The organism is Streptomyces sp. P9-2B-2 (assembly GCF_030406865.1).
Taxonomy (GTDB): Bacteria; Actinomycetota; Actinomycetes; order Streptomycetales; family Streptomycetaceae; genus Streptomyces; species Streptomyces platensis.
Window position 1 is genome coordinate 7,296,570 of sequence record NZ_CP129126.1, and the last position, 19,604, is coordinate 7,316,173.

At 68.7% G+C, this 19,604-nt stretch carries 17 protein-coding genes and 3 pseudogenes; 11 read left to right on the top strand and 9 right to left on the bottom strand.

Features of this window, described 5'->3' with window-relative positions:
* Window positions 1-484: 484 nt before the first annotated feature.
* The 3 genes from QT196_RS32015 to QT196_RS32025 all read right to left on the bottom strand — a co-directional run bounded on the left by QT196_RS32015 (window position 485) and on the right by QT196_RS32025 (window position 2,532).
* Complete coding sequence (locus QT196_RS32015) at window positions 485-850, bottom strand: hypothetical protein (RefSeq protein ID WP_323139128.1); 366 nt, start codon at window positions 848-850, stop codon at window positions 485-487.
* 49 nt (window positions 851-899) lie between these two features.
* Complete coding sequence (locus QT196_RS32020) at window positions 900-1,556, bottom strand: ATP-dependent Clp protease proteolytic subunit (RefSeq protein ID WP_248001403.1); 657 nt, start codon at window positions 1,554-1,556, stop codon at window positions 900-902.
* 115 nt (window positions 1,557-1,671) lie between these two features.
* Entirely contained in the window at window positions 1,672-2,532 is an 861-nt protein-coding gene (locus QT196_RS32025) for a thioesterase domain-containing protein (protein ID WP_266732014.1), read from the bottom strand.
* 123 nt (window positions 2,533-2,655) lie between these two features.
* On the opposite strand from QT196_RS32025, the gene QT196_RS32030 reads away from it, so the two are divergent.
* The 5 genes from QT196_RS32030 (at window position 2,656) to QT196_RS32045 (ending at window position 10,158) form a co-directional block, all read left to right on the top strand.
* Complete coding sequence (locus QT196_RS32030; protein WP_168482226.1) at window positions 2,656-2,934, top strand: type II toxin-antitoxin system Phd/YefM family antitoxin; 279 nt, start codon at window positions 2,656-2,658, stop codon at window positions 2,932-2,934.
* Window positions 2,935-3,214: 280 nt separating this feature from the next.
* A complete protein-coding gene (locus tag QT196_RS32035; RefSeq protein ID WP_248001404.1) occupies window positions 3,215-4,117 on the top strand; it encodes a VCBS repeat-containing protein in 903 nt (300 codons plus the stop codon).
* 8 nt (window positions 4,118-4,125) lie between these two features.
* Complete coding sequence (locus QT196_RS39445; protein WP_323139129.1) at window positions 4,126-4,245, top strand: helix-turn-helix domain-containing protein; 120 nt, start codon at window positions 4,126-4,128, stop codon at window positions 4,243-4,245.
* Window positions 4,246-4,486: 241 nt separating this feature from the next.
* A complete protein-coding gene (locus QT196_RS32040; protein ID WP_290356187.1) occupies window positions 4,487-6,703 on the top strand; it encodes a SpoIIE family protein phosphatase in 2,217 nt (738 codons plus the stop codon).
* Between the two features lie 80 nt (window positions 6,704-6,783).
* A complete protein-coding gene (locus tag QT196_RS32045; RefSeq protein WP_266732967.1) occupies window positions 6,784-10,158 on the top strand; it encodes a pyruvate carboxylase in 3,375 nt (1,124 codons plus the stop codon).
* A gap of 137 nt (window positions 10,159-10,295) precedes the next feature.
* Here QT196_RS32045 and QT196_RS32050 read toward each other — a convergent pair whose 3' ends face one another.
* Window positions 10,296-11,129, bottom strand: a complete 834-nt coding sequence (locus QT196_RS32050; protein ID WP_168484129.1) for an enoyl-CoA hydratase/isomerase family protein — start codon at window positions 11,127-11,129, stop codon at window positions 10,296-10,298.
* A 122-nt stretch (window positions 11,130-11,251) separates the two neighbouring features.
* Between QT196_RS32050 and QT196_RS32055 the strand changes: the two genes are divergently transcribed.
* Window positions 11,252-11,641, top strand: a complete 390-nt coding sequence (locus QT196_RS32055) for a helix-turn-helix domain-containing protein (protein ID WP_168482228.1) — start codon at window positions 11,252-11,254, stop codon at window positions 11,639-11,641.
* A gap of 188 nt (window positions 11,642-11,829) precedes the next feature.
* Here QT196_RS32055 and QT196_RS32060 read toward each other — a convergent pair whose 3' ends face one another.
* Window positions 11,830-12,948, bottom strand: coding sequence for a hypothetical protein (locus QT196_RS32060; RefSeq protein ID WP_168482229.1), 1,119 nt, complete (start codon window positions 12,946-12,948; stop codon window positions 11,830-11,832).
* Between the two features lie 206 nt (window positions 12,949-13,154).
* Here QT196_RS32060 and QT196_RS32065 point away from each other — a divergent pair.
* The 3 genes and pseudogenes from QT196_RS32065 to QT196_RS32075 form a co-directional block, all read left to right on the top strand.
* Window positions 13,155-13,375, top strand: a pseudogene (locus tag QT196_RS32065) (ABC transporter permease); the annotation flags it as partial.
* Between the two features lie 110 nt (window positions 13,376-13,485).
* Window positions 13,486-13,670, top strand: a pseudogene (locus QT196_RS32070) (ABC transporter permease); the annotation flags it as partial.
* A complete protein-coding gene (locus QT196_RS32075) occupies window positions 13,670-14,653 on the top strand; it encodes a glycine betaine ABC transporter substrate-binding protein (protein WP_168482231.1) in 984 nt (327 codons plus the stop codon). The pseudogene QT196_RS32070 and the gene QT196_RS32075, both read left to right, overlap by 1 nt.
* Before the next feature lie 146 nt (window positions 14,654-14,799).
* Here QT196_RS32075 and QT196_RS32080 read toward each other — a convergent pair whose 3' ends face one another.
* On the bottom strand, window positions 14,800-15,201 hold the full coding sequence (locus QT196_RS32080) for a RidA family protein (RefSeq protein WP_168482232.1): 402 nt from the start codon (window positions 15,199-15,201) through the stop codon (window positions 14,800-14,802).
* An 11-nt stretch (window positions 15,202-15,212) separates the two neighbouring features.
* Here QT196_RS32080 and QT196_RS32085 point away from each other — a divergent pair.
* Window positions 15,213-15,326, top strand: a pseudogene (locus QT196_RS32085) (transcriptional regulator); the annotation flags it as partial.
* Between the two features lie 385 nt (window positions 15,327-15,711).
* Here QT196_RS32085 and QT196_RS32090 read toward each other — a convergent pair.
* Both QT196_RS32090 and QT196_RS32095 read right to left on the bottom strand, forming a co-directional pair.
* Window positions 15,712-16,545 (bottom strand): PIG-L family deacetylase, encoded by an 834-nt coding sequence (locus QT196_RS32090; RefSeq protein WP_168482233.1) that lies wholly within the window; start codon window positions 16,543-16,545, stop codon window positions 15,712-15,714.
* Between the two features lie 623 nt (window positions 16,546-17,168).
* Window positions 17,169-17,378: a DUF6243 family protein gene (locus QT196_RS32095; RefSeq protein ID WP_030069632.1), complete on the bottom strand. Its 210-nt coding sequence runs from the start codon at window positions 17,376-17,378 to the stop codon at window positions 17,169-17,171.
* A gap of 347 nt (window positions 17,379-17,725) precedes the next feature.
* Here QT196_RS32095 and QT196_RS32100 point away from each other — a divergent pair, with 347 nt between their 5' ends.
* Entirely contained in the window at window positions 17,726-18,775 is a 1,050-nt protein-coding gene (locus tag QT196_RS32100; protein WP_266732024.1) for a hypothetical protein, read from the top strand.
* Window positions 18,776-18,866: 91 nt separating this feature from the next.
* On the opposite strand, the gene QT196_RS32105 is transcribed toward QT196_RS32100, so the two are convergent.
* Window positions 18,867-19,013: a hypothetical protein gene (locus QT196_RS32105; protein WP_168482235.1), complete on the bottom strand. Its 147-nt coding sequence runs from the start codon at window positions 19,011-19,013 to the stop codon at window positions 18,867-18,869.
* Between the last annotated feature and the right edge of the window lie 591 nt (window positions 19,014-19,604).

Genomic DNA, 19,604 nt, shown 5'->3' on the forward strand with positions numbered 1-19,604 from the left:
TGGCGACAGGTGGAATCCATCGCCGATTGCGACCGCACGCAAGGCCGGTCGCCCTATCTCAAAGCACCCGCATTACGGGGCTCAAACACCCGCATTGCGGGAATGGTAGAAAATCGAACCACTAATACCAGTGCTGGATCAGTTCGCCTGGTGCAGCCTCAGAGACTGCCGACGAAGATCATCTTCTTTCTAACCCGAAGAGTGAGAATCAGTCAACCCTGAACGAGTCAAAACTCCGACCCACCCTGCGGTCGCGCTTCGGCCGGCTATCTGCACAGGCAATCCCGGTGAACTCCGTCCACGACGAATGCCGCGCACTACGCGCCCCGCAAGCCCTAACTCTCACGCAGGACGAGCCCGGCACGGGGTGAGCCCCGACGCGGGGCGGGTCCGGCGCACGCCGAGTACGGTGCGGGACGACTCCGACGCCGCCGGCCACCGCGTCGCACGCGCCGGCAGTCACGGACCTCTCGCCCCACAGTCCTCACCCGCCGTCGGCCGACGTCTCTCCCGAGGACGGCCCCAGCCGGGGTTGAAAGCGGTCCCCATCGAGAGAGCGCAACGCCGTCTCCATGGTCCGCACGTGAATCTGCTTCTCCTGCCGCTCGAACATCAACGACAGGGCGTCCCGCAGTGCCCGTGACTCGGTCACGAGCGCCTGCGCTGCTCTGAGCGCCGTGTAAGTCCCCGTCGTCTGCGTGGGATTAACGCCGCTGAGCCGTTTCAGGACAGCCAGATAGGCATCAACGACCTGGCTCTCGGCTTCGGTGAGAGCTGGAATCTTGGGACCCTCGGGGAACATCACGGACGCAACCGCCTGCCTGCACTCGTCTTCTGACCATGCCGCCACGCCAGCCCCTCCGGCGCCGGAGGGGCTGGCCGATTAACCAGTGGGAGACTCAGCTCATGTGGATATTGCGTGGCACCACAACCTGGTCCACGATCCCGTACTCAAGGGCTTGATCAGCCGTGAGAATCTTGTCGCGCTCGATGTCCTCACGAATCTTCTCGATCGGCGTGCTGGAGTGCTTGGCGAACATTTCCTCCATCTGCGCCCGCATACGCAGGATTTCGTTCGCCTTGATCTCAAGGTCGGACACCTGGCCGCGGCCGGTCTCGGTGTACGGCTGATGGATCAGCACACGAGCGCTCGGCAGCGCCATCCGCTTTCCGGGGGCTCCCGCCGCCAGCAGAACGGCCGCAGCCGAGGCCGCCTGCCCAAGACAGACTGTCTGGATGTCGGGCTTGATGTACTGCATGGTGTCGTAAATCGCCGTCAGCGCGGTGAATGAGCCGCCAGGGCTGTTGATGTAGAGGGAGATGTCCCGGTCCGGGTCCATCGACTCCAGGCACACCAACTGCGCCATGATGTCGTTGGCCGAAGCGTCATCAATCTGCACGCCCAGGAAGATGATGCGTTCCTCGAAGAGCTTGGCATACGGGTCGTACTCACGGACCCCCTGCGAGGTGCGCTCCACAAAACGCGGAATCACATATCGCGCCTCAGCCTCGGGCAGTCGCGCATAAGAGTCTGCAAAATTCCACGTCGAGTTCACGATACCGTCCTGTTGATGAGAATGGGTTACACGGAATCAAGAAGGAGAAACAGCGAATCGGGGCGAGCGACTTCCTGCACAGCACTCAAATCGGCGGCCGGTTGAGGACCGGAGCTCACACCTTGCCGACAGGGGAAGCCCCATCGTGTGGTGCATTGCGAGGCACATCAGGGGATACGTCGAGGGGGCCTGGCCCGGCACCCCACTGATCGCCGGCCTGCTCGATGATGAGCGCAATGTCCGCCAGCCGGCTGTCGTCCATCATCGTGTAGTGCGTACCTCCGGCCCAGGCCACGGACACAGGACGGTTGACCACCTCGGACCATCCAAGGCATTCCGATGTCGAATTCCAGCCGGTCTCGTCACGCGCCCGGATCACCAGAAGCGGCGCTCGACACGGACTGGCCCGCCAGCCTTCGTCGAATATCCCTTGATGCCAGCTGTAGACGTCCCAGAAGGGGCGCAGATCCTGGCCCGTCAGCCCCGGCGTGTCACTCGCAACGGCGATCAGGGCCGCCGCGTGGTCAAGGAGTTCGTCGACTGTCGGAGCGTGAGCCCGGGACATGTCGATCCCGAAGAGTCCGCCAACCTCCGTGGCGAGGTCAGTCGTTCGCTCTCCCAGGACCTCGTGGGTCGCGCTGTCCAGGAGGATGACGCCGGCCGGACTGACCCCCGCTTCCTCAGCAAGACGCGCCATCTCCACCGCGACCGGCCCGCTGAAGGACCATCCGACAAAAACGGGGGTGGAGCGGGAGTCCGCGCTCAGGAACTCCGCCAGGTAGGCCTTCGCAATGCCTTCGATGGACCGAGGGCGGTCAGGGTCGATGCCCGGCGAGTGGAAGGCATAGACGGAGCAGTCCGACCTCAAGTGCGGCAGCAGCGCGCGGAACGAGGCGGCCGACCCGCTCGCGGGATGGATGAAGACCAGAGCGCGCCGCCCACCAGACGCCCTCAAGCAGACCAGGCTACCGCCCACTTCACCAGCTCCTTGTCGATCACGTGCCTAGCGGCCGATGGGGACCACGGTGTGCCTGTGCGTCCCCCGGCGCGAGCGTTCAACATCAACTGTACAGGATGTACAGACTCTAAGATGGCTGGTATGGCTTATGAGATTCCGGTGACCCAAGCCCGGGCCGAACTCGCAGAACTGATCAACCGCGTCGTCTACGGCGGGGAGCGAGTGGTCGTGACCCGCCACGGCAAGCCGCTCGTCGCCCTCGTGTCGGCCGCGGAGCTGGAACAGCTGGACTCCGCGGCACAAGAAGCATCGGAACGCGTCATCGGCACGGTGTCCTTCATGTCCGAGGTACCGACCTCCAGCAGCGACCAGAGCCAGTTCGGCCTCATCGCCAGGTACGACAGTCCCTACGGGTCCTAGACGAGCCCGTCTCCGGCTGCGGGTTGCTGCGCCGGCCAACATGTACCGCCGGCCGTCGGCCTGAGACCAGGTGCGGATGTCCCGCAGAGGGGCACCAAGGGCGGCCATCCCCAACGGGGTTGCCGCCCTTTCGCAGTGCCCTCCGGGCGGAATTCGGCATTCCGCGCCCCACCGCAAAAAGCACTGGGACGGACGTGCGAAGACCCGGACAATGATGCGGGCGCTCCGCACACCTATGCGGAGCGCACCGCCTGATTCTGCATACCTCATGGAGTCATACGTGACCCGGTCTTCCCGGCGTGCACGCGCCCTGTCGCGTCTCGTCACCACGGCGATCACCGCCGTCCTGTTCGGTGCCACCACCGATGCCGCTCTGGCCGACGCTCCCGCGACCACCGGTCCGGCGCAGAACGTCGCCCGGAGTTCCGCCGCGGCCGGGCAGCACAAGCCCACCCCGGCCGCGCCGTCCTTCCTCCTCTCCGGGATCCTGCAGTCGGGCCAGATGTACGTCTACATGCCCGACGGGAAGGGCGGCTTCGACGAACGGTCGGGCGCCTACGTCTGGCCGCACTTCAGGTACGGGGTGTCGATCGACCCCGATCTGACGGGCTACCAGGACGGTGCGTACCACGTCATGGACGACGGCGCGCTGAATCTCTGGCGCAACGGGCGCCTGAAGAAGGTGGCCACCGGCTGGGGTCGGTACAACGTCGTCTTCTCCCCCGGGACCCTGGGCGGCGCCAAGCACCCCGACCTGCTGGCCCGCGACAAGCAGGGCGTCCTGTGGCGCTTTCAGACCAAGGCGGACGGCTCGCTGGCACCGCGCGCCAAGGTCGGCCCCGGCTGGAACCAGTTCACCCAGATCGCCGGTCAGGGCGACCTGACCGGCGACGGCAAGCCGGACATCGTCGCCCGCGACAAGCAGGGCGTCCTCTGGCTGTACAAGGGCACGGGCGATCTGCGGAAGCCGTTCGCGTCCCGTGTGAAGGTGGGTCCCGGCTGGAACCAGTTCAACAAGCTGGTGGCCACGGGTGACGTCGACGACGACGGCCGCAGCGACCTCCTCGCCCGCGATCCCAAGGGCAACCTGTGGCTGTACCACGGCACGGGCAAGGCGTCGTCGCCGTTCAGGTCCCGGGTGAAGGTTGGCTCTGGCTTCAACCAGTACCGCGATCTGTTCTAACCGTCCTTATGGGCGAGGCGAGTGCGCTGAACGCCAAGGACCTGCGGGTCAGTGTCCGGTCGGTGCAGCGGTGGCGGCGGACATGGAACGAGGGCGGTCCGCGGGCGCTGCGGCCGCACCCACCCTGACGAGGCCACAGCATCGCGGCTGTGGCCTCGTCGTGCGCACCGGTCGGGGTGGGCTGAAGACGGCGCGTTGCGGGCGGGCCCACGGCATGGGGATGTCGGGAGGCCACACCACCCCGGGCTGACGGCCCGCTGCCGCATCGCGTCCTGCTGGCTGCGCTCTGCGCTCCCCAGCTCACCGGCTGGGGCATCACCTGCGGCGCCGACGCGCAGTCGCACCGGGTCGGTACGAGAGTGGTAAGTGATGGACACACCGGTGACGACGTTCAGTGAGGCCCCGGACGATCCGTTCGCCGTGCGTCGCTCGGCCTCCGCCGTGCTGGACGGCAAGGGGCGGGTCGTCGGCTGGAGCGAACGTGCCGAGGCGCTGCTCGGCTACGCGCCCGAGGACGTACTGGGGCGGCCGGTGCGCGAGGTGCTGCTCGACCCGCGGGATGAAGACGTCGTCATGGCCGCGGTGGCGGCCTGCGTGAGTGCTGGGGGCTGGTTCGGGGTCATCCCCGTACGGGACCGCGGCGGCAGACGGGTGGAGCTGGGCTGCCGGGTCCGGGCGGTGGTGCGGGCGGACAGCGGCATCGAGTGGTTTCTCGTCGGGGGGCCCGCGGAGCGGGTGATCCAGTGGGAGACCGACCGGTCAGTCCTGGACGGGATGTTCCGCCGGTCCCCGATCGGTCTTGCGGTGCTCGCCCCCGACCTGAGCCTGTTGCGGGTGAACCGGGCGATCGCACGGTTCGGTGGCATCCCGGCCGCGCACTACCGCGGGCTGCGCATCGGCGACTTCGTCATCGGCCGGGACGCGGAAACCGTGGAGGCGCGACTGCGACGGGTGCTCGAAACGGGGGATCCGCTGATCTTCACCGAGCAGCCCTGCCGCCTGCGGCACGACCCTGACCGGGAGCTGGTCGTCTCGGTGTCGGCCTTCCGGATGCAGGATCCCGCGGGCCGGGTTCTCGGCGTCACCCAGATGATCGAGGACGTCACTGACCGCTACCGGGCTCGCCGGAGACTGGCGCTCCTCAACGACGTCGGTGCCCGTATCGGCACCACCCTCGACGTGGAGCGTACGGCGCGCGAGCTGGCCGAGGTGGCGGTCCCCGACCTCGCGGACTGTGTCTCCGTCGACCTGCTGGAACCGGTCACCCGTGGTGAAGAACCGGGCCAGGAGGCGTCGGCCCTCATGGTCAGGGCAGCGGTCCGGAGCATCTCACCCGAGGCTTCCCGGGTGATGTATCCCGTGGGTCACACGATGCACTTTCCAGCGGGGGCACCGCAGGCCAGATGTCTGGACGAGCGGCGCCCCGTCCTCGAACCGGTCCTGGAGTCCGCCCCCGGCCGGTCCTCCCTCGACCCGGACAAGGTCGAGCGGGTCCTTGAGCTGGGCGTCCACTCGCTCATCGTCGTGCCGCTGGTCGCGCGTGGTCTCGTACTGGGCGTGGTGAGCCTGTGGCGGTGGCGGCGGCCCGAGCCGTTCGAGGCGGACGACCTGACGCTGGCCGAGGAGTTCGCCGCCCGGGCCGCCGTCTGCATCGACAACGCCCGCCGCTACACCCAGCAGCACCAGGCAGCGATCACGCTCCAGCACAGCCTGCTCCCGAGCGAGGTGCCCGAGCACCCGGCGGTCGAGATCGACCACCGGTATCTGCCGGCCGACGCCACCGCCGGTGTCGGCGGCGACTGGTTCGACGTCATCCCGCTCTCCGGGCTGCGGGTCGCCCTCGTCGTCGGCGACGTGGTCGGCCACGGTATCCACGCGGCGGCCACCATGGGCCGGCTGCGTACCGCCGTCCACACCCTCGCCAACCTCGATCTGCCCCCGGACGAGGTCCTCTCCCACCTGGACGACCTCGTGGACCGGCTGGCCGCCGAGCAGGAGGCGACCGACGAAGGTGCCCCGCAGGTCGTCGGCGCGACCTGCCTGTATGCGGTCTACGACCCGGTCGGCGGGCACTGCGCCCTCGCCCGCGCCGGTCATCCGCCGCCCGCGGTGGTGACACCGGACGGACGGGTGGACTTCCCCGAGCTGCCGGCCGGCCCACCGCTCGGTCTCGGCGGGCTGCCGTTCGAAGCCGCCGAGCTGGAATTGCCCGAGGGCAGCTTGCTCGCCCTCTACACCGACGGGCTCCTGGCGGTCCGGCGCCGGGACGTCGACGAGGGACTGGAGCTCTTGCGCGGGGCGCTGAGCGACCCCGCCCGCTCCCTGGAAGACCTCTGCAAGGCGGTGGAGGACGCGCTGCTGCCCGATCGCCCCGGCGATGACATCGCACTGCTCACCGCCCGCACCCGCTGCCTGGCCGCACACAAGGTGGCCACCTGGGAACTGTCGGCGGAGCCGGCCGCGGCCGGCGAGGGCGGCCGCGGCCTCTTCCTCGTTGCGCAACTCACCGAACGCTGGGGCACACGCTATGTGCGCAACGGCAAAACGATCTGGACGGAGCAGCCGTTGCCGTCGGTGCCCGGATGAGTGAGGGTGAGGGCCCGGTGGCTGACCTGCCCGTCGAGGAAACTACGGTGTCGGTCAACGGCAGGCTGAAGGGATCGAACATGTTCCGCAAGGTACTGGTGGCCAATCGTGGTGAGATCGCGATTCGCGCGTTCCGCGCAAGCTATGAGCTGGGCGCGAAAACCGTTGCCGTCTTCCCGCACGAGGACCGCAATTCCCTGCACAGGCTGAAGGCCGATGAAGCACACGAGATCGGCGAGCCGGGACACCCGGTGCGTGCCTACCTCTCCGTGGAGGAGATCGTCCGTGCTGCGCGCCGGGCGGGAGCGGACGCGGTCTACCCGGGCTACGGGTTCCTGTCCGAGAACCCGGACCTGGCGCGTGCCTGCGAGGAAGCGGGCATCACGTTCGTCGGGCCGAGCGCGAGCACGCTGGAACTGACCGGGAACAAGGCGCGCGCGGTGGCCGCCGCGCGCGCGGCCGGTGTACCGGTGCTCGGTTCCTCGGAGCCCTCCAGCGACGTGGACGCACTGGTCCGTGCCGCCGACGACATCGGCTTCCCCGTGTTCGTCAAGGCGGTCGCCGGCGGCGGAGGGCGCGGTATGCGCCGCGTCGAGGACCCCGGCATGCTGCGTGAGTCCATCGAGGCGGCGGCCCGCGAGGCCGCGTCCGCGTTCGGCGACCCCACCGTCTTCCTGGAGAAGGCCGTCGTCGATCCCCGGCACATCGAGGTGCAGATCCTCGCCGACGGGCAGGGCGAGGTCATCCACCTCTTCGAGCGTGACTGCTCGCTGCAGCGCCGGCACCAGAAGGTGATCGAACTCGCGCCCGCGCCGAACCTCGACCCGGCGCTGCGCGAGCGGATCTGCGCCGACGCCGTGCGGTTCGCCCGGGAGATCGGCTACCGCAACGCGGGCACCGTCGAGTTCCTGCTCGACCGTGACGGCAACCACGTCTTCATCGAGATGAACCCGCGCATCCAGGTCGAGCACACGGTGACCGAGGAGGTCACCGACGTCGACCTCGTGCAGGCGCAGCTGCGTATCGCCGCAGGTGAGACGCTGCCCGATCTCGGCCTCACACAGGACACGGTCGCGCTGCACGGCGCCGCGCTGCAATGCCGTATCACCACCGAGGACCCCGCCAACGGCTTCCGCCCGGACACCGGCAGGATCAGCGCCTACCGGTCGCCGGGCGGCTCGGGGATCCGCCTGGACGGCGGCACCACGCACGCCGGTACGGAGATCAGCGCCCACTTCGACTCGATGCTGGTCAAGCTCAGCTGCCGGGGCCGGGACTTCAACACCGCCATCGGCCGGGCCCGCCGCGCCGTGGCGGAGTTCCGCATCCGCGGCGTGGCCACGAACATCCCGTTCCTGCAAGCCGTGCTCGACGACCCGGACTTCCGGGCCGGGCGGGTCACCACCTCCTTCATCGAAGAGCGCCCGCACCTGCTCACCGCGCGCCACTCCGCCGACCGCGGCACGAAGCTGCTCACCTACCTCGCGGACGTGACGGTGAACAAGCCGCACGGCGCACGGCCCGAGCTGATCGACCCGAGCACCAAACTGCCGCCCCTGCCCGCCGTCGAACCGCCCGCCGGCTCCCGGCAGCGGCTCGCCGAGCTCGGCCCGGAGGGGTTCGCCCGGTGGCTGCGCGAGTCACCGTTCATCGGGGTCACCGACACCACCTTCCGCGACGCCCACCAGTCACTGCTCGCCACCCGGGTCCGTACCAAGGACATGCTCGCCGTCGCCCCGGTGGTGGCGCGGACGATGCCGCAACTGCTGTCCCTGGAGTGCTGGGGCGGCGCCACCTACGACGTAGCCCTCCGCTTCCTCGCCGAGGACCCCTGGGAGCGCCTGGCCGCACTCCGTGAGGCAGCACCGAACATCTGCCTGCAGATGCTGCTGCGCGGCCGCAACACCGTGGGCTACACGCCGTACCCGACGGAGGTGACCGACGCCTTCGTGCAGGAGGCCGCGGCCACCGGTATCGACATCTTCCGGATCTTCGACGCGCTCAACGACGTCGGGCAGATGCGGCCCGCCATCGACGCCGTACGGGAGACCGGCACGGCCGTCGCCGAGGTCGCCCTGTGCTACACCTCCGACCTGTCCGACCCGTCCGAGCGGCTCTACACCCTCGACTACTACCTCCGCCTGGCCGAGCAGATCGTGGACGCCGGCGCCCACGTCCTGGCCATCAAGGACATGGCGGGGCTGCTCCGCGCGCCGGCCGCCGAGAAGCTCGTCTCGGCCCTGCGCCGCGAGTTCGACCTGCCGGTGCACCTGCACACCCACGACACCGCGGGCGGCCAGCTGGCCACCTACCTCGCCGCGATCCGGGCCGGCGCGGACGCGGTGGACGGTGCGGTGGCCTCCATGGCCGGCACCACGTCGCAGCCTTCGCTGTCGGCGATCGTGGCCGCGACCGACCACAGCGAACGGCCCACCGGGCTGGATCTGAAGGCGGTCGGGGACCTGGAGCCGTACTGGGAGAGCGTCCGCAGGATCTACGCGCCGTTCGAGGCGGGCCTGGCCTCGCCGACCGGCCGCGTGTACCACCACGAGATCCCCGGCGGACAGCTTTCCAACCTCCGTACGCAGGCAGTCGCGCTCGGCCTGGGGGACCGCTTCGAGGACATCGAGGCGATGTACGCCGCCGCCGACCGGATTCTCGGCCGTCTGGTGAAGGTGACCCCGTCGTCCAAGGTGGTCGGGGACCTGGCGCTGCACCTGGTGGGCGCCGGGGTGAAGCCGGCGGACTTCGAGGCGACGCCCAACGAGTTCGACATCCCCGATTCCGTCATCGGCTTCCTCCGCGGCGAGTTGGGCAACCCGCCCGGCGGATGGCCGGAGCCGTTCCGCGCCAAGGCGCTGGAAGGCCGCGCCGAACCCAGGCCCGTGCAGGAACTGACCGCGGACGACCACACGGGGCTGGAGCAGGACCGCCGCGCGACGCTCAACCGGCTGCTGTTCCCCGGGCCGGCGGGCGACTTCGAGACCCACCGTCAGGCCTACGGCGACACCAGCGTGCTGGACAGCAAGGACTTCTTCTACGGCCTGCGTTCCGGAACGGAGTACGCCATCGATCTCGAGCCGGGCGTACGGCTCCTGATCGAGCTGGAGGCCATCGGCGAGGCCGACGAACGCGGTATGCGCACCGTGGTGTCCACCCTGAACGGCCAGCTGCGGCCGATCCAGGTACGCGACACCGCAGCGGCCGCCGACGTACCGGTGACGGAGAAGGCCGACCGGACCAAGCCGGGCCACGTCGCCGCGCCGTTCGCCGGAGTGGTGACGCTCGCGGTGGCCGAGGGCGACGAGGTGGCGGCCGGCACCACAGTGGCCACCATCGAGGCAATGAAGATGGAAGCCGCGATCACCGCCCCGAAGGCCGGACGGGTGGCCAGGCTGGCCATCAACCAGATCCAGCAGGTGGAGGGAGGCGATCTCCTTGTCGACATCGCCTGAATCGCCTCTCACGAACAAGGGCGAGCACGGGCGCCGCTAGTACGCCCGCCGGACTTGGGTGTGGTGCCTGGTCAACGGCTTGGGTCCGGAAGGTGTAGCGGGGCTTGCCCCGGCCCTCGCGGTTCGCCGCGAGGGCCTTATCCGGCCAGCCCTCGGAGCAGGCCCTCCAGTTCGCGCTCGCCGTCACGGGTCTGGGCGCCGTTGGCCAGTCCGCCGCGGATCAACCGCTCGGCCGCGGGGCGAACGAACTGGCCCGCCCAGGCGTCGTGTTCCCGCAGGAGCCCCTCGGCCAGGTCCTCGGGGACGATGGCGCGCTTGGCCGCCGCGATCACACCCTCGGGCAGGGCGGCGATGTTGCGGGCGAGGCGGTCGACGATGCCGTCGAGTTCGTCAGCGGGAACGGCCCGGTTGACCCAGCCGTAGCGCTCCGCGGTTTCGGCGTCGTAGAGGTCGGCGCCCAGCACCGCCTCCAGGGCGCGATGGCGGCCGACCCGGCCGGCGAGGTACTGCGTGCCCCCTCCACCGGGGACGATGCCCATGAGAGCCTCGATCTGGCCGATGCCGGCGCGACCGATCGCCGCGAACGCCATGTCCGCGGCTGTGACGAACTCCGCCCCTCCGCCGCGCGCCATCCCGGCAAGCTTGACGATAGTCACCTGGGGCTGGTGCCGGAGCAGCTCCCCCAGAGCCTGGAAGACGTTGACGCCGTCTGGAAGGTCAACCGCGAGCGTGTCGAAGGCGTCCGGCGTGTCGACGAGCGTCATGTCGACGTGGGCGATGAAGAACTCCGGGCTGGCGCTGTCGAACACGATCACCCGGACCGAGTCGTCGTCCCGCAGCGTGGTCAGCAGGTGCCGGAGGTCGGCCATCAGGGCGACGTTCAGGACGTTGACCGGTGGGTTGTCGAGGGTGACGCGGGCGATGCCCTCCTCGAGGCTCACCCGCAGGGTCGCGTAGGCGTCGTGGTTCATGAAGATCTCCGATCGGTACCTGGTATGCATCTAGGTTCCTGACGCATACTTACGGTGCGATGGTGGGCGACCGGCGTCAATAACGCACTTTCGGCATCGCAAGGATCGCGGAGGATACCGACATGGCCACTTCTGAAACCGGCGCCGACGCCGGCATCGACCCCGTCTACCGGTCCGACTGCCCCAGCCGCCCGATCCTCGACCAGATCGCTGACAAGTGGTCGATGATGGTGATGGCAGTCCTTGACAAGCCCACTCGGTTCAACGAGATCAAGCGCCGTCTTGAGGGCGTGACACAACGGGTCTTGACCCAGACCCTGCGCCGCCTGGAGCGCAACGGAATGGTTGTGCGCCGCGTGCTGCCCACCTCTCCGGTCGGGGTCGAGTACTCCCTCACCCCGCTCGGCGAATCCCTGCGGGAGCCGTTCGGCCGGTTGTACGACTGGACGGTCAACCACGCGGACGAGATCCGGGCGCACCAAAGGGACTATGACCAACGCGTTCAGAGCTGAGAAGGCGTGCCCGGGAGCCCCCTCGTCCTGAACTGACTCGCACCAGGCACCAGTTCGGCGTCCGGGCCCTCCAGCCTGCGGCCCCGATGTCGCCATCTCACGCTGCGGCCGGCGCTTTTTTCCCCCGGCCTCGAACTCGACGCCCAGGTACGGGTCGAATGCGTCCACCGGGGATTGCTGGACGGCCCTTAGGCCAGAGCGCATGTCCAGATCACCGGGTGCGGGGTGCCCGCGCCGTCGTAGGGATCGCCGTCGTAGGCCCAACCTCCCGCCCTGGCCTGGTCATTGATGGCCTCGGCGCCGGCCGGGCCGTCGGGGGCGAGGCCGGGGAGGGCTCGAACGGGGCCGGAGCCCGGCCAGATCTGGGCCTGGTCGATGGGGGTGGTCGGCGGGATGCCGTACGGGAACATCGCGGTGCCGACGGCCACGCCGCTGCTGGGGCTGATGTCGTTGAGCCAGCCCTTGCCCTCGTGAGCGGGGAGTCCCGGGATGTGGATGCCGTCCTTGGTGTAGGGGGCGTCCCAGTAGGTCTCGGCAGCCAGGTCCTGGTGGGCGTAGGTGCGTTCACCGACGATGCGTCCGTGGTTGTCGATGGCGGACGGGTACCAGTCCGTGTCGCTGTTGATCTCGATGGGCTTGAGATCCCGTCCCGGACCTTTGGTGCCACCGGGCCAGACCAGCCCGACGCTGCCGCTCACCTCGCTCGTGCCGTCCCAGTACCAGGAGTGTCCGATCACCGTTCCACGGGAGTTGATGCCGCGTATGCGTACATGGGTGTGCCCGGGTTTGACGGTGAGGGTCCGGGTGATGGTGGCGCCGCTCCAGAGATAGGCGGTGTCCGAACTGTCGTTGCCGCCCGCGACGGTCCCGCGGTCGTTGACGTCGGCGGCGTAGGTGCCGCCGGGGAGGATGCGTACAGCCGAGGCACCGGCCCGGTAGCTGAAGGCGGCGACACCCACCGGGCCCCGGATGCTGCCCACCATGAGGCCGCGGTGGTTGACGGCGGCGACCGAGCCGCTGTCGTACCCGGACGGGAGCGGGACGCGGTGCACGGTGCTTCCCGTCCAGTAGGCAGGAAGCCCTGCGGACCGGCCGACGGACAGGCCGCCGGTGCCGAAGTCGTTGACGCTTTCGCTGCCCCAGGACCCGGCGCCGGTGCCCGGCAGCCGGTCGAGGACATGAAGGGCGGGGGTGCAGCGGGAGGCCTGGCCGCGGCCTTCCGCGGCGGTCGCCGGAAGCGCCGTGGTGAGCAGCGCTCCCAGTGCGAGTGCGGTGGCGGCCATGGCTCTGCTGCGGCCTGGTCTCATGGAGGAGCCCCCTTCGTCGCGACGGGTTCGGCCCCGCCGGCCGCTCATCATCGGCTGCTGGTATCGGCGGACGGGGATGTTTCACGCGCAATGGCCGGATCACGCCGAACGACCGGGACGAGCAGGCTGAGGAGAGCCAGGGAGGGGACGGTGAGGATGCTTGCGGTCGTGGTGACGCGAGGTTTCCCGCCCACTCGGTGCGGTAGATGAGGACCCAGATGCTGATGAGCATCGCGGCGATCGCGGCCTGTGCCTCAGGGCCCGGGCCTGGCAACCAGATCTTGCGCGGGATCTCCAGCCTGGCAGTGCGAACACGCTCAACGAAGTACTGTCGGGGACGCTCGGAATCGTCGTCCCAGTCCTGCCGTTCGACGCCGGGTACGTGCTGATCGGACGGCTCACCTTCTCACGGGGGATCCGTGGCTGACTCTGCCGAAATCGTCGAACCGACCTCCCCGACATCCGGCGCCGCGGGCCCCGGCGGATCCGCCCGATCCGCCGGGCCCGACCGGCCGGCTGTGGCGCTCCGCCGCACCAGGCGTACGGACCGCGCTCGTGCTGACCGTCCGAACCGCGACGCCGGCCCCTCCGGCATCACCCACCAGCGCATGCCGGTGCCGGTGCTCGGCTTCGTACTGACGGTCGCCATGCCGCTGATCATGGACTGGCCGGGGACGCCCGTCGGGTTGCTGCTACGCCCACGCGGCCTGGAGGTGGACTGATGCGCCTGGCCCAGGTACGGACGGCCGTCGCGGGCGCCCTGCTGCTCGCCGCCGCAGGGCTGAGCGGCTGCGGACTGACCAGCGGCAGCCCGCTGGCCGACTCGGTGCAGCCCGGCTCCATCGGGAAGGGGAGACCGCTGGACGGCGCCCAACTGACCGTGACTTCCAAGGAGTTCACCGAACAGATCATCCTGGGCCAGATCATGGGACTGGTCTTCAAAGCGGCCGGCGCGGAAGTCTTGGACCGGACGAACATCCAGGGCTCGATCGGTGCCCGCGAGGCGGTCAAGTCCGGTGCGGCGGACGGGATGTATGAGTACACCGGCACGGCCTGGATCACCTACCTCGGTCACACCAAGCGGGTCGTCGACCCGTACGAGCAGTGGAAGGCCGTCCGCGAGGAGGACCGCCGCAACGGCATCACCTGGCTGCATGCCGCCCCGCTCAACAACACCTACGCGCTGGTCGCGAACCAGGCGAATGCGCAGAAGTACCGGCTGCGCACACTCTCCGACGTGGCACGTCTGACGAAGAAGGACCCGGGCGCGGCGACGATCTGCGGCGGAAGCGAGTTCTCGCTGCGCGAGGACGGCCTGCCGGGCGTGGCGAAGACGTACGGATTCGCCCTCCGGCGCGGGAACTTCAAAAAGATGGACGACGGCGTCGTCTACACCCAGGTCGCCGAGGGCGCGGCCTGCGCCCTCGGCGTGGCGGCCACCACCGACGGCCGCATTCCCCAACTCAAGCTGAAGGTGCTGGAGGACGACCGGCACTTCTTCCCCAACTACAACGCCGCACCCGAGATGAACAGCGCCACCATGAGGAAGTACCCCGCCATCGCCGACCTCCTCACCCCGATCACCAAGCGGCTGACGGGGGCGGAGGCCCAGCGGCTGAACGCACGGGTGGACGTGGACGGAGAGGACCCGCACGAGGTGGCGAAGGACTGGCTGGTGCGGGAGGGCTTCATCCGGGAAGGCTGACAGACGGATGCGCACGAGCCTCCGACGAGCAGGAGGAGAGCGCCCTGCGCGGCCGGCTTCCTGGCGGGCCTCCTGCTCGGCGACCGCCAGGAAGCCGTCGCCGAACGGAGCCCCCAGAGGGCTGTGGGACGTACGAGGAGGAGACCTCAAGCGGGCAGTTTCGTGTCGACGACGAAGCTGATTTCGATGACCTGGCCGGGCAAGGTCAGTTCAGTGACGCCCAAGACCGTGCTGGCCGGGCGGTGGTCGCCGAAGTACCCCAGGTTGCCCTCCGCCGTCGCCGCGGCATTCTGCCGCAGGTTCACCACGTACAGGGTCTGCGAGACGACCTGGTTCCGGGTGGTGCCGTAGTGGTCCAGGACCTTGTCCATGTTGGCGTAGGTCTGCTTGAGCTGGGCGGTGAAGTCGCCCGCGTAGAGGAACTCGCCTGCCTCATCGAACGAGAGCTGTCCAGAGACGTGGATCAGCTCGCCGGACTTGATCGCCTGTGAGTAGCCGAAGTCGCTCTCGGCCGGCACGTTGTAGTGGAAGACATCAATGGTGGCCACGGTGCTCGCCCTTCCGGCTCACCGAGCCGGGCCGGGCCCTGCGCACCGCGGTCGACGCCATATGCGGCTGGACCCACCAGCACCTCGGTCACATCGAGAGTGCACGCGGCCGTTTCGACGCCTGACGGGCACGTAGCGACATCCTCGTGGCGCAGAGCGGTGCCCGGCTCGTCTCGGTGGGACCATCCCCGCGAGCGCGGGGAGCAGACCACCCAGGACCTCGGGTCGGGCATCACCGGGCTGCCCCCTCAGCGTCGCGGGAATGGTCTCAGCAGGTTCCTTCGTCGGCCTGCGCAGCCGACTGCTCCCCGCACGAGCGGGGAGCAGGACCACGAGGAGCCCGATCCGGACGGGCCCGGGGCTCCGGGCCCGGGTACGCGTTGACGCGGCCGGCGAGTGGCTGGATGCGGGCTGCCGGAGCGGAACTCGCGTGGACAAGCCTCCGGATGTGTCCGCCCGATCGCGCTGTGCGGCCGATGAGCTTTTCCGGGCCTCGGTCGGACGGGCGGATCAGCGCAGTCCGGCGAAGAGATCGTTCTCGGGTACGGCTGCGCCGGTGGGGTCCTGGACACGTACGAAGGTCTCCATGCCCATCAGCTCGCCGAACCGTTCCTTGCCCATCTTGAGGAAGAAGATGTTCTCGCCCTGACTGGCGTGCGCGGCCAGTGCGTCGAACTTCTGACCGCTGAATGCAGTGGTGTCCACCCACGTGGTGATCTCATCGTCGGGGAGGCCGATCTCGGCTATCGCGGCGGCCTCGGCAGGATCCGGCTCCGGCATGTCCTCCTGAAACTCGCGCATGGTCTCCCCGAACCGCTGCATCATCGAGCGGGGCATCGTCGTCCAGTACACCTTCGGCGTCAGCGCGGTCATCTCCAGCGCCGCCATCGTGATGCGGTGGGCCTGGATGTGGTCGGGGTGGCCGTAGAAGCCGTTCTCGTCATAGGTGACGACCACATCGGGTCGGTAGTGCTGCATGAGTTCCGCGAGTCGGGCGGCGCCTTCCTCCACGGGGGTCTGCCAGAAGGATCCGGGGGCGTCGTTGCTCGGCCAGCCGATCATCCCGGAGTCGGCGTAGTCCAGCATTTCCAGATCGCTGATCTTCAGGGCTTCACAGCTCGCCTGGAGTTCTTGACGGCGCATCAGGGCGACGGCCGCCGGATCGTGCCCGGGATCGCCCGGCTTGGCACCCCCCGGTCCGTCACCGCAACCGCCGTCGGTACACGTCACGAGAACCGTGCGGATGCCCTCCGCCGCATACCGCGCCAGGACCCCTCCGGTTCCGGTGGCCTCGTCGTCGGGGTGGGCGTGCACTGCCATGAGCGTCAAGGGCCGGCCAGTCATGAAACAGTCCTCCTGCAGAAATACGTCTTGTTCCAGTGCGCGGCGGGTGTACCGCGACCCTGGGGACCGGATCCTGGTGGGGCGGACGACCTTGTGGTCTCCGTTTTCCCCGCCCGTGCGGCGCCGGTCCCTCGGTCGATGCAACCGTGCCGACCGGCCTGGATGTTCCCGGCGCGGCGGTGGCCTTCCAGGCTTCGGGTTTCCACGCGAGCGAGGACAGCTCGACCTCCCGGTTCGTACGCTGGATACGCACATCGACCTCGCGGATCTCCCGGGCGAGTGCATCCGCCTGACCGCGCAGTTAGGCGACCGGAGGCGCGGAAAGCATCATCAACCCTGGGGTTCGTGGACCTGCTCCCCAGTCTGCTGCCGGCCGGGCTGGGGGCACGGGGAACGCGCTGGTGGTGACGCTGCTGGTGCAGCCCGGGGTGGTGGCGGTGACGGGGCTGCTGAATCTGCGGCTGTCCCGGGTGGCAGGCTGAGGCGCGGGTGGTCGGCCGCGAGCTGAGCGGGAGCGGCCGCGCCCGGTACGGCAGCAGGGCCCCGATGCGGCAGCAGGGCCCGGACCGCGCGTCGCGGTCCGGGCCCTGCCCCGTGCGGTGCCGCCCTGCGGCGGCGGTGCGTCAGCTCTGTGCGGTGTCGTCGCCCGTCTGCCCGGCGCCCTCGGCTGCGCCTGCCTTCTCGCGCATCTTGCGCACCAGCTCCGCCTTCTGGTCGGCGGCACCCTGGCGGTCGAGGTTGCGGTGCGGACCGTTGTTCTGCCGTTCGGCGCGGGACAGCCTCTTGCGCTGGCCGCCGCCCATGCCCACGGGGTTGTTGATGTTCTTGCTCACGGGTTCTCCCGGAATGATGTGAAGTGATCTACGGATTCATCGGTGGGGGACGGGCGCGGCGACGACGAAGGACGTCAGCAGGGGCCCATCACGCTCTCACTCGTAAATCGGCGTCTGGAAGAACATGACACGGACATTACCTGGTTCCGTCGGCCCCGCACACCAAGTTTTTCGCTGCCGCGTTGTGTGCTCCGGTGTACGGGATGAGGCCGACCTCGCGGCGTTCACCCCACTTTGAGCCGGAATGGCTGATTCGAGACTCTGTCGGGTATGGGAATGATGCGTCATTCTGAGAAGAGTGGTTGGTACGTCAACTGGTTGAGTGCGTGCTGTGCTTGGGGGAGCCGGTGGCCTACGTTCCCATTCTCAAGGGCAAGGCGGGGGAGTTTCTGGCACTGGGGCATGCGTCGGCGGAGGTGCAGTCCCAGATTCGTCCGGTGATGGAGGTTGTGCCCGACTGCGACGTTCGGGATCTTCTGGAGACCTTCTGTGAGCGTGCCATGGAGGATGTTCCGAATGGAATGGTCCTCACGGTCGACTGCGGAGCCTTGCCGGCAGCGCAGGTACTCAAGGGCGATGTGGGCGGTCCGATGGTGAGGGTCGGCGAGTCGCTGAGCTGGCGACAGGTCGCGATGTGCCCGGTCTTCAGAGGTACTGATACCGACGAGACGCTCGCCGAGGTTCGTGCGGTGATGGCGTGGCACCAGCAGGGCGGTTGTTTACGCATCTCGTCGGCTCGTGACGCACAAGAACGCCGCCCGGACGATGAGCGAGTACGCGAGATGCTCCGCACACTCCGTGCTGCGCCGGAGGAAATAGATCTGATCATTGACGCTGGGCCTGTGCATTCTCGGGGCGGAAGGACGGCACTGGCAGTTGAGGTGCTGGACACGCTCAAGCACATGACGCAGTGGCCTTGGCGCCATGAGTGCGTGGCTGCCGGCGCCTTCCCGGTCAATCTGACGAATTTCCCGCGCGGACGAGCAACGGCGGTAGTGAGGGAAGATGCGCTTCTCTGGAAGCAGGTGCGCGACCAGTGGCGTGGAGAAGTGCCTGACTTCGGCGACTTCGGTGTGACGCACCCGCGAATGCCGCTGCAGGCTCGTGGGGCTCCGCATCCCAACATGCGTTACACCACGGCGGCAGACTGGCAGGTCTTTGTCTATCCAAAGACCCGTCCCGGCAACGACGACTTCTTCACCCTCAGCCGTGACCTGGTCTCCTCGCCCTACTGGCCGCCCACCGGCGCGGGTACGTCGTGGGGAGACGCTCGTCTTGAGGAATGTGCGAAACGGCAGCGGGCGAAAGCAGGCGGCGGGACGGAGTGGCGAGCCTGGGCGACCTCGCACCATCTGGCCGTCGTGACGTCGAGGCTCACTGCTTTGGGCTGCCCCTGAAAACGGGATACGCGGTGGCCATCCGGTGCGGGCGCCGAAGTCGCGACACCCGCACCGGTTGGGACCGAGGCCCGCACCGCTGCTTGTGCGCTCAGTCACGTCCGACGAGACGCGGCACATCGGCCGGCACGCCGTCCAGTCGATCGCGCGGGATGCCACCGCGGCCGTCCAGCAACTGCATGACCGGGGTGGAAGCGTTGAGCCTGGTAGTGATGCCGGCCTGGTTGAGTGCGAGCACCAGGACGGCGATGGGGGCGATACGGGTGCAGAACGGCGGCGCGGTGTGGTCGAGGCCGGGCCACAGCTGGTCGGGACGGAGGAGCGCTCCGATGGGCTGGTAAGGCGCTGCGGTGCCGGAGCCTGTCAGCCACGCGGTGGCATTTCCGCCGAGCCAGGCGAGGTTGGTGAGATCTGAGAGCGCGAAGGGGGTGAGTGAGATATCGACACACCCTGCAAGGCCGCTTTGATGGGCCGGTAGACGCCCTGGTCCTGATCACGAGACAGGCACCCGCGTCCATACCTGCGGATCATGGTGAGCTACGACGAGCTCGGTTATCTGGTTGTCTACGTCGCCTAGGCGGTGAGGCCCTGACCTGCGCAAACTCCGCTTCGGGTGTGGCCGGCGGGCACACTCCGGCGGCGCTTCCTGACCCGGGCGTCAGGGGAAGGCGTCAGAGGCCGGGTAGCGGGGCCGGTGAGTGAGAAAGACCCTGCAGACCGGATCGACGGCCCCGACGATGCTCCTGTGCTCGTTCTGGTTGCCGCGCTGGGGGCCAGCTGGCACAGGTAGTAACCCGTGTCCTTGGGCCTCCAGCCGAATCGGGGAGTG